The 16,364-nt window shown below is 51.6% G+C and carries 15 protein-coding genes; 12 read left to right on the forward strand and 3 right to left on the reverse strand.

Going from position 1 to position 16,364, the window contains the following annotated elements; translation table 11 throughout:
- Positions 1-54 precede the first annotated feature (54 nt).
- The 5 genes from phoB to malZ all read left to right on the forward strand — a co-directional run bounded on the left by phoB (position 55) and on the right by malZ (position 7,245).
- On the forward strand, positions 55-744 hold the full coding sequence (gene phoB / locus ACUU1M_RS05425; protein ID WP_000113929.1) for a phosphate response regulator transcription factor PhoB: 690 nt from the start codon (positions 55-57) through the stop codon (positions 742-744).
- A 57-nt stretch (positions 745-801) separates the two neighbouring features.
- Positions 802-2,097 (forward strand): phosphate regulon sensor histidine kinase PhoR, encoded by a 1,296-nt coding sequence (phoR, locus tag ACUU1M_RS05430; protein ID WP_000893628.1) that lies wholly within the window; start codon positions 802-804, stop codon positions 2,095-2,097.
- A gap of 406 nt (positions 2,098-2,503) precedes the next feature.
- The gene (gene brnQ, locus ACUU1M_RS05435) at positions 2,504-3,823 is read left to right on the forward strand and encodes a branched-chain amino acid transporter carrier protein BrnQ (protein ID WP_000149647.1); all 1,320 of its coding nucleotides are present in this window, start codon (positions 2,504-2,506) and stop codon (positions 3,821-3,823) included.
- A gap of 75 nt (positions 3,824-3,898) precedes the next feature.
- On the forward strand, positions 3,899-5,272 hold the full coding sequence (gene proY, locus ACUU1M_RS05440; RefSeq protein ID WP_000444172.1) for a proline-specific permease ProY: 1,374 nt from the start codon (positions 3,899-3,901) through the stop codon (positions 5,270-5,272).
- A 155-nt stretch (positions 5,273-5,427) separates the two neighbouring features.
- Positions 5,428-7,245: a maltodextrin glucosidase gene (gene malZ / locus ACUU1M_RS05445; RefSeq protein ID WP_000979360.1), complete on the forward strand. Its 1,818-nt coding sequence runs from the start codon at positions 5,428-5,430 to the stop codon at positions 7,243-7,245.
- 4 nt (positions 7,246-7,249) lie between these two features.
- Here the strand turns inward: malZ and acpH are convergent, their stop codons facing one another.
- Entirely contained in the window at positions 7,250-7,831 is a 582-nt protein-coding gene (gene acpH / locus ACUU1M_RS05450) for an ACP phosphodiesterase (RefSeq protein WP_001009888.1), read from the reverse strand.
- Between the two features lie 92 nt (positions 7,832-7,923).
- On the opposite strand from acpH, the gene queA reads away from it, so the two are divergent.
- The 6 genes from queA (at position 7,924) to yajD (ending at position 13,864) form a co-directional block, all read left to right on the forward strand.
- Positions 7,924-8,994: a tRNA preQ1(34) S-adenosylmethionine ribosyltransferase-isomerase QueA gene (gene queA / locus ACUU1M_RS05455; RefSeq protein WP_001266503.1), complete on the forward strand. Its 1,071-nt coding sequence runs from the start codon at positions 7,924-7,926 to the stop codon at positions 8,992-8,994.
- 54 nt (positions 8,995-9,048) lie between these two features.
- The gene (tgt, locus tag ACUU1M_RS05460; protein WP_000667315.1) at positions 9,049-10,176 is read left to right on the forward strand and encodes a tRNA guanosine(34) transglycosylase Tgt; all 1,128 of its coding nucleotides are present in this window, start codon (positions 9,049-9,051) and stop codon (positions 10,174-10,176) included.
- Positions 10,177-10,198: 22 nt separating this feature from the next.
- The gene (gene yajC / locus ACUU1M_RS05465) at positions 10,199-10,531 is read left to right on the forward strand and encodes a preprotein translocase subunit YajC (RefSeq protein ID WP_000007629.1); all 333 of its coding nucleotides are present in this window, start codon (positions 10,199-10,201) and stop codon (positions 10,529-10,531) included.
- Positions 10,532-10,558: 27 nt separating this feature from the next.
- Positions 10,559-12,406, forward strand: coding sequence for a protein translocase subunit SecD (gene secD, locus ACUU1M_RS05470; protein WP_134799714.1), 1,848 nt, complete (start codon positions 10,559-10,561; stop codon positions 12,404-12,406).
- A 10-nt stretch (positions 12,407-12,416) separates the two neighbouring features.
- On the forward strand, positions 12,417-13,388 hold the full coding sequence (gene secF, locus ACUU1M_RS05475) for a protein translocase subunit SecF (protein ID WP_000046637.1): 972 nt from the start codon (positions 12,417-12,419) through the stop codon (positions 13,386-13,388).
- 128 nt (positions 13,389-13,516) lie between these two features.
- Positions 13,517-13,864, forward strand: coding sequence for an HNH nuclease YajD (yajD, locus tag ACUU1M_RS05480; RefSeq protein ID WP_000974813.1), 348 nt, complete (start codon positions 13,517-13,519; stop codon positions 13,862-13,864).
- 176 nt (positions 13,865-14,040) lie between these two features.
- Here yajD and tsx read toward each other — a convergent pair whose 3' ends face one another.
- The gene (gene tsx, locus ACUU1M_RS05485; RefSeq protein ID WP_001295328.1) at positions 14,041-14,925 is read right to left on the reverse strand and encodes a nucleoside-specific channel-forming protein Tsx; all 885 of its coding nucleotides are present in this window, start codon (positions 14,923-14,925) and stop codon (positions 14,041-14,043) included.
- 298 nt (positions 14,926-15,223) lie between these two features.
- Positions 15,224-15,763, reverse strand: coding sequence for a SadB/YajI family lipoprotein (locus tag ACUU1M_RS05490; RefSeq protein WP_005072877.1), 540 nt, complete (start codon positions 15,761-15,763; stop codon positions 15,224-15,226).
- Between the two features lie 150 nt (positions 15,764-15,913).
- Here ACUU1M_RS05490 and nrdR point away from each other — a divergent pair, with 150 nt between their 5' ends.
- Positions 15,914-16,363 (forward strand): transcriptional regulator NrdR, encoded by a 450-nt coding sequence (nrdR, locus tag ACUU1M_RS05495; RefSeq protein ID WP_000543539.1) that lies wholly within the window; start codon positions 15,914-15,916, stop codon positions 16,361-16,363.
- Position 16,364 lies beyond the last annotated feature (1 nt).

Here is a 16,364-nt window from a genome sequence, read left to right on the forward strand (position 1 = left end):
GCATAATGACGTCGCATTAATGATCGCAACCTATTTATTACAACAGGGCAAATCATGGCGAGACGTATTCTGGTCGTAGAAGATGAAGCTCCAATTCGCGAAATGGTCTGCTTCGTGCTCGAACAAAATGGCTTTCAGCCGGTCGAAGCGGAAGATTATGACAGTGCTGTGAATCAACTGAATGAACCCTGGCCGGATTTAATTCTCCTTGACTGGATGTTACCTGGCGGCTCCGGTATCCAGTTCATCAAACACCTCAAGCGCGAGTCGATGACCCGGGATATTCCAGTGGTGATGTTGACCGCCAGAGGGGAAGAAGAAGATCGCGTGCGCGGCCTTGAAACCGGCGCGGATGACTATATCACCAAGCCATTTTCGCCGAAGGAGCTGGTGGCGCGAATCAAAGCGGTAATGCGCCGTATTTCGCCAATGGCGGTGGAAGAGGTGATTGAGATGCAGGGATTAAGTCTCGACCCGACATCTCACCGAGTGATGGCGGGCGAAGAGCCGCTGGAGATGGGGCCGACAGAATTTAAACTGCTGCACTTTTTTATGACGCATCCTGAGCGCGTGTACAGCCGCGAGCAGCTGTTAAACCACATCTGGGGAACTAACGTGTATGTGGAAGACCGCACGGTCGATGTCCACATTCGTCGCCTGCGTAAAGCACTGGAGCCCGGCGGGCATGACCGCATGGTGCAGACCGTGCGCGGTACAGGATATCGTTTTTCAACCCGCTTTTAACGCCTTGCTCATCGGACGCAGAGCAGGGCTTATGATTTCTTAACTGGAGTATCTTACGTGCTGGAACGGCTGTCGTGGAAAAGGCTGGTGCTGGAGCTGCTACTTTGCTGCCTCCCGGCTTTCATCCTGGGTGCATTTTTTGGTTACCTGCCCTGGTTTTTGCTGGCATCGGTAACAGGACTGCTTATCTGGCATTTCTGGAATTTATTGCGCCTTTCATGGTGGCAGTGGGTGGATCGCAGTATGACCCCGCCACCGGGGCGTGGTAGCTGGGAACCGCTACTATACGGCTTACACCAGATGCAGCTGCGAAATAAAAAACGCCGCCGTGAACTGGGCAATCTGATTAAACGCTTTCGTAGCGGCGCGGAGTCGCTGCCCGACGCGGTGGTGCTGACCACGGAAGAGGGCGGTATTTTCTGGTGTAACGGTCTGGCGCAACAAATTCTTGGTTTGCGCTGGCCGGAAGATAACGGGCAGAACATCCTTAACCTACTACGTTACCCGGAGTTTACGCAATATCTGAAAACGCGTGATTTTTCTCGCCCGCTCAATCTGGTGCTCAACACCGGGCGGCATCTGGAAATTAGCGTCATGCCTTATACCCACAAACAGTTGCTGATGGTGGCGCGTGATGTCACGCAAATGCATCAACTGGAAGGGGCGCGGCGTAACTTTTTTGCCAACGTGAGCCATGAGTTACGTACGCCATTGACCGTGTTACAGGGTTACCTGGAGATGATGGATGAGCAGCCGCTGGAAGGCGCGGTACGCGAAAAAGCGTTGCACACCATGCGCGAGCAGACCCAGCGGATGGAAGGGCTGGTGAAGCAGTTGCTAACGCTGTCGAAAATTGAAGCCGCGCCGACGCAATTGCTCAATGAAAAGGTTGATGTGCCGATGATGCTGCGCGTTGTTGAGCGCGAGGCTCAGACTCTGAGTCAGAAAAAACAGACATTTACCTTTGAGATAGATAACGGCCTCAAGGTGTCTGGCAACGAAGATCAGCTACGCAGTGCGATTTCGAACCTGGTCTATAACGCCGTGAATCATACGCCGGAAGGCACGCATATCACCGTACGCTGGCAGCGAGTGCCGCACGGTGCCGAATTTAGCGTTGAAGATAACGGACCGGGCATTGCACCGGAGCATATTCCGCGCCTGACCGAGCGTTTTTATCGCGTTGATAAAGCGCGTTCCCGGCAAACCGGCGGTAGCGGATTAGGGTTAGCGATTGTGAAACATGCGGTGAATCATCACGAAAGTCGCCTGAATATTGAGAGTACAGTAGGAAAAGGAACACGTTTCAGTTTTGTTATCCCGGAACGTTTAATTGCCAAAAACAGCGATTAATCCGCCTTTGTCATCTTTTATTGCCATAAGCCAGCCGATGCTGGCTTATTTTCTTTGCAGTCAAAATACGGGCGTTAGATTTTACAACGGTTGGTGATTTTTTGTTCGCATGATTAGCCATGTCTTTTTCACGGAAATAGTGTTTTATACTGGTTGGTGATTTCTTATCGCTATATACCTCTGGTTTTTAGATCCCTCCTTGCTTTAAAACGTTATAAGCGTTTAAATTGCGCTTCAGGTGCTGTCATACTGACTGCATTAACGCGGTAAATCGAAAAACTATTCTTCGCCGCGCCTGGTTGGGAGTATTTCCCGCTAAAATTGTTTAAATATACCGCTGTATCATCCCCAGGGATTGGCACAAAAATTTAACGTTACAACACCACATCCACAGGCAGTATGATTTATGACCCATCAATTAAGATCGCGCGATATCATCGCTCTGGGCTTTATGACATTTGCGTTGTTCGTCGGCGCAGGTAACATTATTTTCCCTCCAATGGTCGGCTTACAGGCAGGCGAACACGTCTGGACTGCGGCATTCGGCTTCCTCATTACTGCCGTTGGCCTGCCGGTATTAACGGTAGTGGCGCTGGCAAAAGTTGGCGGCGGTGTTGACAGCCTCAGCACGCCAATCGGTAAAGTCGCTGGCGTACTGCTGGCAACGGTTTGTTACCTGGCGGTGGGGCCGCTTTTCGCTACGCCGCGTACAGCTACCGTTTCCTTTGAAGTGGGGATTGCGCCGCTGACGGGTGATTCCGCGCTGCCGCTGTTTATCTACAGCTTGGTCTATTTCGCTATCGTTATTCTGGTTTCGCTCTATCCGGGCAAGCTGCTGGATACCGTGGGCAACTTCCTTGCGCCGCTGAAAATTATCGCGCTGGTCATCCTGTCTGTTGTCGCGATTGTCTGGCCGGCGGGTTCTATCAGCACGGCGACTGAGGCTTATCAAAACGCTGCATTTTCTAACGGCTTCGTTAACGGCTATCTGACCATGGATACGCTGGGCGCAATGGTGTTTGGTATCGTTATTGTTAACGCGGCGCGTTCTCGTGGCGTTACCGAAGCGCGTCTGCTGACCCGTTATACCGTCTGGGCTGGCCTGATGGCGGGTGTTGGTCTGACTTTGCTGTACCTGGCGCTGTTCTGTCTGGGTTCAGACAGCGCGTCGCTGGTCGATCAGTCTGCAAACGGCGCTGCTATTCTGCATGCTTACGTTCAGCACACCTTTGGCGGCGGCGGTAGCTTCCTGCTGGCGGCGTTAATCTTCATCGCCTGTCTGGTCACGGCGGTTGGCCTGACCTGTGCTTGTGCAGAATTCTTTGCCCAGTACGTACCGCTCTCTTATCGTACGCTGGTGTTTATCCTCGGCGGCTTCTCGATGGTGGTGTCTAACCTCGGCTTAAGCCAGCTGATCCAGATCTCCGTACCGGTGCTGACCGCTATTTATCCGCCGTGTATCGCACTGGTTGTATTAAGTTTTACACGCTCATGGTGGCATAATTCGTCCCGCGTGATTGCTCCGCCGATGTTTATCAGCCTGCTTTTTGGTATTCTCGACGGGATCAAAGCATCTGCATTCAGCGATATCTTACCGTCCTGGGCGCAGCGTTTACCGCTGGCCGAACAAGGTCTGGCGTGGTTAATGCCAACAGTGGTGATGGTGGTTCTGGCCATTATCTGGGATCGCGCGGCAGGTCGTCAGGTGACCTCCAGCGCTCACTAAATCACTGAACATTTGTTTTAACCACGGGGCTGCGATGCCCCGTGGTTTTTTATTGTGTTGATGGGTTAGGAATTGATGGAAAGTAAGAATAAGCTAAAGCGTGGGCTAAGTACCCGCCACATACGCTTTATGGCACTGGGTTCAGCAATTGGCACCGGGCTGTTTTACGGTTCGGCAGACGCCATCAAAATGGCCGGTCCGAGCGTGTTGTTGGCCTATATTATCGGTGGTATCGCGGCGTATATCATTATGCGTGCGCTGGGGGAAATGTCGGTACATAACCCGGCCGCCAGCTCTTTCTCGCGTTATGCGCAGGAAAACCTTGGCCCGCTGGCAGGTTACATTACCGGATGGACCTACTGCTTTGAAATCCTTATTGTCGCCATCGCCGATGTGACCGCTTTTGGTATCTATATGGGTGTCTTGTTCCCGACGGTGCCGCACTGGATTTGGGTACTGAGCGTGGTGCTGATCATTTGCGCCGTAAACCTGATGAGCGTGAAGGTCTTCGGTGAGCTGGAATTCTGGTTCTCGTTCTTTAAAGTCGCCACCATCATCATCATGATTGTCGCCGGTTTCGGCATCATCATCTGGGGGATTGGCAACGGCGGGCAACCGACCGGTATTCATAACCTGTGGAGCAACGGCGGCTTCTTCAGTAACGGCTGGCTTGGCATGGTAATGTCGTTGCAAATGGTGATGTTTGCTTACGGTGGGATCGAAATTATCGGGATTACCGCCGGTGAAGCGAAAGATCCTGAGAAATCGATTCCGCGTGCGATTAACTCCGTGCCGATGCGTATTCTGGTGTTCTACGTCGGTACGCTGTTCGTCATTATGTCTATCTACCCGTGGAATCAGGTTGGCACTGCCGGTAGCCCGTTCGTGCTGACGTTCCAGCATATGGGCATTACCTTTGCCGCCAGCATTCTTAACTTTGTTGTGCTGACCGCTTCGCTGTCGGCAATTAACAGTGACGTATTTGGCGTAGGCCGTATGCTCCACGGTATGGCAGAGCAGGGCAGCGCACCGAAAATTTTCAGCAAAACGTCGCGTCGCGGTATTCCGTGGGTTACGGTGCTGGTGATGACTACCGCGCTGCTGTTTGCGGTGTATCTGAACTACATCATGCCGGAAAACGTCTTCCTGGTGATCGCTTCGCTGGCAACCTTCGCCACGGTATGGGTGTGGATTATGATCCTGCTGTCGCAAATCGCCTGCCGTCGCCGTTTGCCGCCAGAAGAAGTTAAGGCGCTGAAATTTAAAGTGCCGGGTGGGGTAGCAACGACCATCGGCGGGCTGATTTTCCTGCTCTTTATTATCGGGTTGATTGGTTATCACCCGGATACGCGTATCTCGCTGTATGTCGGTTTCGCGTGGATTGTTGTGCTGTTGATTGGCTGGATGTTTAAACGCCGCCACGATCGTCAGCTGGCTGAAAACCAATAATACTTGCGTTCTGTAAGCCGGTTCAGGAGGAAATCCTGATCCGGCTATTCCGAAAGTTATCCGCCCCCGTCCTCCTCCCCCAAATATCCTTCAGATGATGAGTGATCCTGCATTAGGCTATGGCAAGGTGATCAGATTTTCATCACAGGGGAATTATGATGTTAAATGCATGGCACCTGCCGGTGCCCCCATTTGTTAAACAAAGCAAAGATCAACTGCTCATTACACTGTGGCTGACGGGCGAAGACCCACCGCAGCGCATTATGCTGCGTACAGAACACGATAACGAAGAAATGTCAGTACCAATGCATAAGCAGCGCAGTCAGCCGCAGCCAGGCGTCACCGCATGGCGTGCGGCGATTGATCTCTCCAGCGGACAACCCCGGCGGCGTTACAGTTTCAAACTGCTGTGGCACGATCGCCAGCGTTGGTTTACACCGCAGGGCTTCAGCCGAATGCCGCCGGCACGACTGGAGCAGTTTGCCGTCGATGTACCGGATATCGGCCCACAATGGGCTGCGGATCAGATTTTTTATCAGATCTTCCCTGATCGTTTTGCGCGTAGTCTTCCTCGTGAAGCTGAACAGGATCATGTCTATTACCATCATGCAGCCGGACAAGAGATCATCTTGCGTGACTGGGATGAACCGGTCACGGCGCAGGCGGGCGGATCAACGTTCTATGGCGGCGATCTGGACGGGATAAGCGAAAAACTGCCGTATCTGAAAAAGCTTGGCGTGACAGCGCTGTATCTCAATCCGGTGTTTAAAGCTCCCAGCGTACATAAATACGATACCGAGGATTATCGCCATGTCGATCCGCAGTTTGGCGGTGATGGGGCGTTGCTGCGTTTGCGACACAATACGCAGCAGCTGGGAATGCGGCTGGTGCTGGACGGCGTGTTTAACCACAGTGGCGATTCCCATGCCTGGTTTGACAGGCACAATCTTGGCACGGGGGGAGCTTGTCACAACTCTGAATCGCCCTGGCGCGACTGGTACTCGTTTAGTGATGATGGCACGGCGCTCGACTGGCTTGGCTATGCCAGCTTGCCGAAGCTGGATTATCAGTCGGAAAGTCTGGTGAATGAAATTTATCGCGGGGAAGACAGTATTGTCCGCCACTGGCTGAAAGCGCCGTGGAATATGGACGGCTGGCGGCTGGATGTGGTGCATATGCTGGGGGAGGCGGGTGGGGCGCGCAATAATATGCAGCACGTTGCCGGGATCACCGAAGCGGCGAAAGAAACCCAGCCGGAAGCGTATATTGTCGGCGAACATTTTGGCGATGCACGGCAATGGTTACAGGCCGATGTGGAAGATGCTGCCATGAACTATCGTGGCTTCACATTCCCGTTGTGGGGATTTCTTGCCAATACCGACATCTCTTATGATCCGCAGCAAATTGACGCCCAAACCTGTATGGCCTGGATGGATAATTACCGCGCAGGGCTTTCTCATCAACAACAATTACGTATGTTTAATCAGCTCGATAGCCACGATACTGCGCGATTTAAAACGCAGCTCGGTCGGGATATTGCGCGCCTGCCGCTGGCGGTGGTCTGGCTGTTCACCTGGCCTGGTGTACCGTGCATTTATTACGGTGATGAAGTGGGACTGGATGGTAAAAACGATCCGTTTTGCCGTAAACCGTTCCCCTGGCAGGTGGAAAAGCAGGATACGGCGTTATTCGCGCTGTACCGGCGAATGATTGTGCTGCGTAAGAAAAGTCAGGCGCTGCGTCGTGGCGGCTGTCAGGTGCTGTATGCGGAAGATAACGTAGTGGTATTTGTCCGCGTGCTGAATCAGCAACGTGTACTGGTGGCAATCAACCGTGGCGAGGCCAGTGAAGTGGTGCTACCCGCGTCACCGTTTCTCAATGCCGTGCAATGGCAATGCAAAGAAGGGCATGGGCAACTGACTGACGGGATTCTGGCTTTGCCTGCCATTTCGGCTACGGTATGGATGAACTAACGTTTTATAACGCCTTGTGTGACGCCTGCGCCATCATCCGCGGATAAAACTGCCAGAAGCGGGTTTCGAGGGCGTCATAATGAGCGTCTAAATCGTACCATGAGTCACGCAGGGCATCCAGACGTGGGCGGCGGCTTGCCATGCCGTTTAACACGTTCTGGATGAAATCCATATCGCGATAGCGCACCAGCCACTGCTCTGACCACAAGTAATTGTTCAGATTGATAAAACGTGGCGGTGAGTCCGGCAAAATCGTCATCACTTGCTCGCGGGCATAACAGACAAATACCTGTAGCGGAAAGTCCGGCGACAGCTGCGACCAGTGGCGGGAAAGAAAGTGATCCCACATGACATCCAGCGTAATAGGCGCAACGCGGCGCGTTTCACTACGAAACCACTCCCGTGCTTCGCGGACTTCCGGCAGATTGTCAGTCAATACGTCGATACGTCGATGCATATGAATGCCAGCCACGACGTCGGGCGGAAAACTTTCTTCAGGATTTCCGCGTACGAAATCAGCCAGTAAATTGCCAGAAAGCGAGCTTTCCGCGAGATGGGCTAAATGCAGGTGAGCTAAAAAATTCATCGATTATATTCTATCCAAAGGGGGGGAAAGGTTGCAGGGAGAGCGCCCCGGCACTAGACTACCCGACTCTTATTTTAGTCTGAGTCAGTGTCATGCGCGTTACCGATTTCTCCTTTGAATTGCCCGAATCCCTGATTGCCCACTATCCCATGCCTGAACGCAGTAGCTGTCGTTTACTGTCGCTGGACGGGCCGACGGGCGCGCTGACGCACGGTACTTTCACCGATTTACTCGATAAGCTCAACCCCGGCGATCTTCTGGTTTTTAATAATACCCGCGTGATCCCGGCGCGTCTGTTTGGGCGTAAAGCCAGCGGCGGCAAGATTGAAGTGCTGGTTGAGCGGATGCTCGACGACAAACGCATTCTTGCGCATATTCGCGCCTCGAAAGCGCCAAAACCTGGCGCAGAACTGTTGCTGGGCGATGACGAAAGTATCAACGCAACAATGACCGCGCGCCACGGCGCACTGTTTGAAGTCGAATTTAATGATGAACGCTCGGTACTGGATATCCTCAACAGCATCGGCCATATGCCGCTGCCGCCGTATATCGATCGTCCGGACGAAGACGCTGACCGCGAACTTTATCAAACCGTTTATAGCGAAAAACCGGGCGCGGTTGCAGCCCCGACCGCTGGTCTGCATTTTGACGAGCCTTTGCTGGAAAAATTACGCGCCAAAGGCGTGGAGATGGCGTTTGTGACGTTGCACGTTGGTGCGGGCACCTTCCAGCCGGTGCGCGTCGACACCATTGAAGATCACATCATGCACTCGGAATACGCTGAAGTACCGCAGGATGTGGTAGACGCGGTACTGGCGGCGAAAGCGCGCGGTAACCGGGTGATTGCGGTTGGCACCACTTCAGTACGTTCGCTGGAAAGCGCGGCACAGGCGGCAAAAAACGATCTTATCGAACCGTTCTTTGACGATACCCAAATCTTTATCTATCCGGGCTTCCAGTACAAAGTGGTCGATGCGCTGGTGACGAACTTCCACTTGCCAGAGTCGACGCTGATTATGCTGGTTTCGGCCTTTGCCGGTTATCAACATACCATGAATGCCTATAAAGCGGCGGTAGAAGAGAAATATCGCTTTTTTAGTTACGGTGATGCGATGTTTATCACGTACAATCCGCAGGCAATTAATGAGCGCGTCGGGGAGTAATTCCGCGGCGCTGGTTTAAACGTTGGACTGTTTTTCTGACGTAGTGGAGAAAAAATGAAATTTGAACTGGACACCACCGACGGTCGCGCACGCCGTGGCCGCCTGGTCTTTGATCGTGGCGTAGTGGAAACGCCTTGTTTTATGCCTGTTGGCACCTACGGCACCGTAAAAGGGATGACGCCGGAAGAAGTTGAAGCCACTGGCGCGCAAATTATCCTCGGCAACACCTTCCACCTGTGGCTGCGCCCGGGCCAGGAAATCATGAAACTGCACGGCGATCTGCATGATTTTATGCAGTGGAAAGGACCGATTCTTACCGACTCCGGCGGCTTCCAGGTCTTCAGCCTTGGTGATATTCGTAAAATCACCGAACAGGGCGTTCACTTCCGTAACCCGATCAACGGCGACCCGATTTTCCTCGACCCGGAAAAGTCGATGGAGATTCAGTACGATCTTGGTTCGGATATCGTCATGATCTTTGATGAGTGTACGCCGTATCCTGCTGACTGGGATTACGCAAAACGCTCTATGGAGATGTCTCTGCGTTGGGCGAAGCGTAGCCGTGAGCGTTTTGACAGTCTTGGTAACAAAAATGCGTTATTTGGTATAATTCAGGGCAGTATTTACGAAGATTTACGTGATATATCTGTTAAAGGTCTGGTAGATATCGGCTTTGATGGCTACGCTGTCGGCGGTCTGGCTGTGGGTGAGCCGAAAGCAGATATGCACCGTATTCTGGAGCATGTGTGTCCGCAAATTCCGGCAGACAAACCGCGTTACCTGATGGGCGTTGGTAAACCGGAAGACCTGGTTGAAGGCGTACGTCGCGGTATCGATATGTTTGACTGCGTAATGCCAACCCGCAACGCCCGAAATGGTCATTTGTTCGTGACCGATGGCGTGGTGAAAATCCGCAATGCGAAATATAAGAGCGATACTGGCCCACTCGATCCTGAGTGTGATTGCTACACCTGTCGCAATTATTCACGCGCTTACTTGCATCATCTCGACCGTTGCAACGAAATATTAGGCGCGCGACTCAACACCATTCATAACCTTCGTTACTACCAGCGTTTGATGGCGGGTTTACGCAAGGCTATTGAAGAGGGTAAATTAGAGAGCTTCGTAACTGATTTTTACCAGCGTCAGGGGCGAGAAGTACCACCTTTGAACGTTGATTAATATTAATAATGAGGGAAATTTAATGAGCTTTTTTATTTCTGATGCGGTAGCGGCAACGGGTGCACCGGCGCAAGGTAGCCCGATGTCTTTGATTTTGATGCTGGTGGTATTCGGTCTGATTTTCTATTTCATGATCCTGCGTCCACAGCAGAAGCGCACCAAAGAACACAAAAAGCTGATGGACTCCATTGCCAAAGGTGATGAAGTTCTGACGAACGGTGGCCTGGTTGGTCGCGTAACCAAAGTAGCGGAAAACGGCTACATTGCTATCGCGCTGAATGACACCACTGAAGTAGTTATTAAACGTGACTTCGTAGCTGCCGTCCTGCCGAAAGGCACCATGAAGGCGCTGTAATTAAAATTTTTCCCTAAGGGAATTGCCGTGTTAAACCGTTATCCTTTGTGGAAGTACGTCATGCTGATCGTGGTGATTGTCATCGGTCTGCTGTATGCGCTTCCCAACCTGTTTGGTGAGGATCCGGCTGTTCAGATCACTGGTGCGCGCGGAGTCGCCGCCAGTGAGCAAACGCTGATCCAGGTCCAGAAAACGTTACAAGAAGAAAAAATAACTGCTAAGTCTGTGGCACTGGAAGAGGGCGCTATTCTTGCGCGCTTCGACTCCACTGACACCCAGTTGCGCGCTCGTGAAGCATTAATGGGCGTTATGGGTGACAAATACGTCGTGGCGCTTAACCTTGCCCCGGCAACGCCGTGCTGGCTGGCAGCTATTCATGCTGAGCCGATGAAGCTCGGCCTTGACCTGCGTGGCGGCGTTCACTTCCTGATGGAAGTGGATATGGACACCGCGCTTGGCAAACTCCAGGAACAAAATATCGATAGCCTACGCAGTGACCTGCGCGAAAAGGGCATCCCGTATACCACTGTTCGTAAAGAAAACAACTACGGCCTGAGCATCACTTTCCGCGATGCTAAAGCTCGTGATGAAGCCATTGCGTATCTGAGCAAGCGCCATCCGGACCTGGTGATTAGCAGCCAGGGCAGCAACCAGCTGCGTGCGGTAATGAGCGATGCTCGTCTGAGTGAAGCGCGTGAATATGCGGTGCAGCAGAACATTAATATCCTGCGTAACCGTGTAAACCAACTTGGCGTGGCGGAGCCGGTGGTTCAGCGTCAGGGTGCTGACCGTATCGTTGTTGAACTGCCTGGTATTCAGGACACTGCGCGTGCGAAAGAGATTCTGGGCGCGACGGCAACGCTGGAATTCCGTCTGGTAAACACCAATGTTGATCAGGCCGCTGCGGCATCCGGTCGCGTACCGGGCGACTCTGAAGTGAAACAGACCCGCGAAGGTCAGCCGGTTGTGCTGTACAAACGCGTAATTCTGACTGGTGACCATATCACCGACTCCACTTCCAGCCAGGACGAATACAACCAGCCGCAGGTTAACATCTCGCTCGATAGCGCTGGTGGCAACATTATGTCTAACTTCACCAAGGACAACATCGGCAAACCGATGGCAACCCTGTTTGTGGAGTACAAAGACAGCGGTAAGAAAGATGCAAATGGTCGTGCGGTTCTGGTGAAACAGGAAGAGGTGATTAACATCGCCAACATCCAGTCTCGTCTGGGTAACAGCTTCCGTATCACCGGCATCAACAACCCGAACGAAGCCCGTCAGCTGTCACTGCTGCTGCGTGCCGGTGCGTTGATCGCGCCGATTCAGATTGTTGAAGAACGTACAATTGGCCCGACCCTGGGTATGCAGAACATTGAGCAGGGGCTGGAGGCTTGCCTTGCCGGTCTGCTGGTTTCTATTCTGTTCATGATCATCTTCTATAAGAAGTTTGGTCTGATTGCGACCAGTGCTCTGATTGCCAACTTGATCTTGATCGTCGGTATTATGTCGCTGTTGCCAGGCGCAACACTGAGTATGCCAGGTATCGCGGGTATCGTCTTAACCCTTGCGGTAGCGGTCGATGCGAACGTACTGATCAACGAACGTATTAAAGAAGAGTTGAGCAACGGACGTACTGTTCAACAGGCAATTGATGAAGGTTATCGTGGCGCATTCAGTTCTATCTTCGATGCGAACATCACCACGCTGATTAAAGTCATCATCCTGTACGCAGTGGGTACCGGGGCAATTAAAGGGTTCGCGATTACTACCGGTATCGGTGTGGCGACGTCGATGTTTACCGCGATTGTCGGTACGCGTGCCATCGTAAACCTGCTATATGGCGGCAAGCGCGTCAAGAAGCTGTCAATCTGAGGAGTGCGATGTGGCACAGGAATATACTGTTGAACAACTAAACCACGGCCGTAAAGTCTATGACTTTATGCGCTGGGACTACTGGGCTTTCGGCATCTCTGGTCTGCTGTTAATCGCTGCTATCGTTATTATGGGCGTGCGCGGCTTTAACTGGGGGCTGGATTTCACCGGTGGTACGGTTATCGAAATTACGCTCGAAAAACCGGCTGAAATTGACGTAATGCGTGATGCATTGCAAAAAGCCGGTTTTGAAGAGCCAATGCTGCAAAACTTTGGTAGCAGCCACGACATCATGGTCCGTATGCCGCCTGCTGAAGGCGAAACCGGCGGTCAGGTGCTGGGCAGCCAAGTTCTGAAGGTGATTAACGAATCCACCAATCAGAATGCAGCAGTGAAGCGTATTGAGTTCGTCGGTCCGAGCGTGGGGGCAGACCTTGCGCAAACCGGTGCGATGGCGTTGATGGCAGCGCTGCTGTCTATCCTCGTGTACGTAGGTTTCCGCTTTGAGTGGCGACTGGCGGCAGGGGTGGTTATTGCGCTGGCGCACGACGTTATCATTACGCTGGGTATTTTGTCGTTATTCCATATCGAGATTGACCTGACCATTGTGGCATCGTTGATGTCGGTTATCGGTTACTCGCTTAACGACAGTATCGTGGTATCGGACCGAATTCGTGAAAACTTCCGCAAGATCCGTCGCGGTACGCCTTACGAAATCTTTAACGTGTCCTTGACCCAGACGCTGCACCGTACCTTGATCACATCCGGTACTACCTTGATGGTTATCCTGATGCTGTATCTCTTCGGTGGTCCGGTACTGGAAGGCTTCTCGCTGACCATGCTTATCGGTGTTTCCATCGGCACTGCATCTTCCATCTACGTAGCATCTGCGTTGGCTCTGAAACTGGGTATGAAGCGCGAACACATGTTGCAGCAGAAAGTGGAAAAAGAAGGGGCGGATCAGCCGTCAATTCTGCCTTAATCAAGTTCCCGTTGATGTTGAAAATCCCGGTCAGAAGATCGGGATTTTTTTTGATGTATGGAGATTGCGAAAATCCCCGCATCTTGGGAAACTGCGCGTAACCCTACATTTCATCCAGGTAACTTTTCATGGCTATCATCCCAAAAAACTATGCACGGTTAGAAAGCGGCTATCGCGAAAAAGCATTAAAAATCTATCCGTGGGTCTGCGGTCGCTGTTCCCGCGAGTTTGTTTATTCTAACCTGCGTGAACTTACCGTTCACCACATTGATCACGACCATACCAATAACCCGGAAGATGGCAGTAACTGGGAATTGTTGTGTCTCTATTGCCACGATCATGAGCATTCGAAATATACCGAAGCGGATCAGTATGGTACGACCGTTATCGCAGGGGAAGATGCGCAGAAAGATGTCGGTGAAGCGAAGTACAACCCATTCGCTGACCTGAAAGCGATGATGAACAAGAAGAAGTGATTAAAACGTAAAATTGCCTGATGCGCTACGCTTATCAGGCCTACGTTATTTCAGCAATATATTGAATTTACGTGCTTTTGTGGGCCGGACAAAGCGTTTACGCCGCATCCGGCATGAACAAAGCACACGTTGTTAACAATCAGAAATGCCGGGAATAAATCCCGGCATTTTCATAATCAGAAGTTGTAACCTACTACCAGGTAACCACCCCAGCCGGTAGAGCGAACGTTGAAGTTGCCGTTGCCGAAGTTCAGTTCTGCATCGTCGTTCCACTGACCACCGTCGTGCCAGTAACGAGCTACGACAGAGTAGTGCCAGTGATCGTAGTTCAGAGCCAGAATATGGCTGGAAGCGATAGAGTTATTAGTACGGGTCTTAATACCGTTGATTGCGTTACCGCTGTCATCCCCTAAATCGGAACCCCAGTCGAAGTTGGTGAAGCCGATGTAGCTCAGCTGACCGCCCCACAGATCGGTAATCGGCACAAAGTATTTAATTTTGAAACGGTAACCGTCCCACTCGTTTTCGTTCGCTGCGCCATAGTTCTGCCACTGGTATTTCGCATAGACGTTCATGGACAGGCTCATCGGCAGGCCAGTGTCGATATCGGTACCCAGACCCATGTACCAAGTGCTCTGGCGACCATCTTTATTACGACCCATGTCGTAAATGTAGTTGTTCGCGAAGTACCACTCTTTGAACGGACCGAAGCTAAGGTCAGTATTGGTCAGCTTGTCGATGGAGAAACGTGGTTCGATTTCCATAAACAGCGGAGAACCGTGGTTCCAGATACCTTTAGCATCGGAGTTACCGCCGAAGAATACCGGCGCATCCGCATAACCATAGAAGTCGAACCAGTCTTTTTTAGCGAATGCTTCGTACTCAAGGTAGGTATCGTTGCGGATCTGCGGTCCGAAACGGGTGTGATAGCTTCCGACAACGTTAACGCTCTGGTGCCACCAGTCGGAAAGATACTGCGGTTTGTCGTTTTCAGCTGCGTTGACAGTAAAAGACGAAGAGAGCGCCAGTACCGCACCGGCTGCCAGTAATGTTTTTTTCATATGTATGCCACTGTTTGAAAATCCCTTGCGGGAGTGAAAAAGGCGCAAATTGCGTTTCTAAATATTTCGTATACAGAGGAGCCTATTATAAAAATCATTGCTCACAAAAATATGTTTCGTTTCACAGTTCTATCATTCACGTAATCGATTGCGTTCACGTTTACACACATTCGGGCGGGGATTGTACTGACTTTCGCCCTTGTTGCAAACTTTTACTATCAATCCAGGTGATGTAAGCAGAGTAACAAAATGACGGGGAAAGATGTTGCGGGACGCACAAAATCGTCCCGAAATACGTTTACTGCATAACAGGTTGAATGTCGTGGATACGTACAAAGCCTAACTGATCCACAGAAATCCCCTTTAATTGTAACGGAATATCAACATCGCTGGGGGCGAGGACGCTGGCAGGGGCATTAATCAATTGATTCTGCACATTGATTTCCTGAAAGTTGTCTATTGTTCCCTGAATTTGCCCATATTCAACAGTTCCGCTGAATGCGGGCAAGGGATCATTCGACTCACCCTGAATACGTAGTGTAAGGGTGGTGCCATCTGTATCAGGCGTAATATTCACCAGCGACATACGTAAAGTACCGATCTGGCTTTCCAGTCTTGCCGGTGTTTTCGCTCTAGGCAGAAGGTAAACCCCACTGCTGGATTTTGCATTCAGCCTGTTTTGCTGAGTGATTTTGACTGTTTCTTGATTGAGTTGCGTCATCTCCTGGTTCAGCGTGCTGACGCTGTGTTTCATCTGTCGCACTTCACTTTGCTGCACACAGGCGCTAAGGCTGAACAGGCTTCCCAGCAGGAGCAGTCGAAAAACGTTAGTATTCATAGGTCGTCCCTTTCTCGTCGCAATTAGCCTAATGGTAGAGGGTAAAAGCAGCGAAAGCATCGATCCTTTATCTCAAAAGCGTTGCGCCTTTGTTGTATCGTCAGTTCAGGGTAAAATAGATTTCCGTTAACCACCTGGTCAGGACGCCGTATGCATTGCCCATTCTGTTTCGCCGTGGACACTAAGGTAATTGACTCTCGTCTCGTGGGCGAGGGTTCATCCGTACGCCGCCGTCGGCAGTGTCTGGTGTGTAATGAACGTTTCACCACCTTTGAAGTGGCGGAGCTGGTTATGCCGCGTGTTGTAAAAAGCAACGACGTGCGTGAACCGTTTAATGAAGAGAAATTGCGTAGCGGAATGCTGCGGGCGCTGGAAAAACGTCCGGTGAGTTCCGATTACGTTGAAATGGCAATCAATCATATTAAATCGCAGCTGCGCGCCACCGGTGAGCGCGAAGTACCGAGCAAGATGATTGGCAATCTGGTGATGGAGCAATTGAAAAAGCTCGATAAAGTCGCCTATATCCGTTTTGCCTCTGTCTACCGCAGTTTCGAAGATATCAAAGAATTTGGCGAAGAGATCGCGCGCTTGGAGGACTAAG

This window comes from Shigella sp. SIG6, from assembly GCF_053555815.1.

Excerpts from the sequence above, each read along its gene's own strand:
- phoB (WP_000113929.1), top strand. The coding sequence starts at position 55 with ATGGCGAGACGTATTCTGGTCGTAGAAGATGAAGCTCCAATTCGCGAA.
- brnQ (WP_000149647.1), top strand. The coding sequence starts at position 2,504 with ATGACCCATCAATTAAGATCGCGCGATATCATCGCTCTGGGCTTTATG.
- proY (WP_000444172.1), top strand. The coding sequence starts at position 3,899 with ATGGAAAGTAAGAATAAGCTAAAGCGTGGGCTAAGTACCCGCCACATA.
- malZ (WP_000979360.1), top strand. The coding sequence starts at position 5,428 with ATGATGTTAAATGCATGGCACCTGCCGGTGCCCCCATTTGTTAAACAA.
- acpH (WP_001009888.1), bottom strand. The coding sequence starts at position 7,831 with ATGAATTTTTTAGCTCACCTGCATTTAGCCCATCTCGCGGAAAGCTCG.
- queA (WP_001266503.1), top strand. The coding sequence starts at position 7,924 with ATGCGCGTTACCGATTTCTCCTTTGAATTGCCCGAATCCCTGATTGCC.
- tgt (WP_000667315.1), top strand. The coding sequence starts at position 9,049 with ATGAAATTTGAACTGGACACCACCGACGGTCGCGCACGCCGTGGCCGC.
- yajC (WP_000007629.1), top strand. The coding sequence starts at position 10,199 with ATGAGCTTTTTTATTTCTGATGCGGTAGCGGCAACGGGTGCACCGGCG.
- yajD (WP_000974813.1), top strand. The coding sequence starts at position 13,517 with ATGGCTATCATCCCAAAAAACTATGCACGGTTAGAAAGCGGCTATCGC.
- tsx (WP_001295328.1), bottom strand. The coding sequence starts at position 14,925 with ATGAAAAAAACATTACTGGCAGCCGGTGCGGTACTGGCGCTCTCTTCG.
- ACUU1M_RS05490 (WP_005072877.1), bottom strand. The coding sequence starts at position 15,763 with ATGAATACTAACGTTTTTCGACTGCTCCTGCTGGGAAGCCTGTTCAGC.
- nrdR (WP_000543539.1), top strand. The coding sequence starts at position 15,914 with ATGCATTGCCCATTCTGTTTCGCCGTGGACACTAAGGTAATTGACTCT.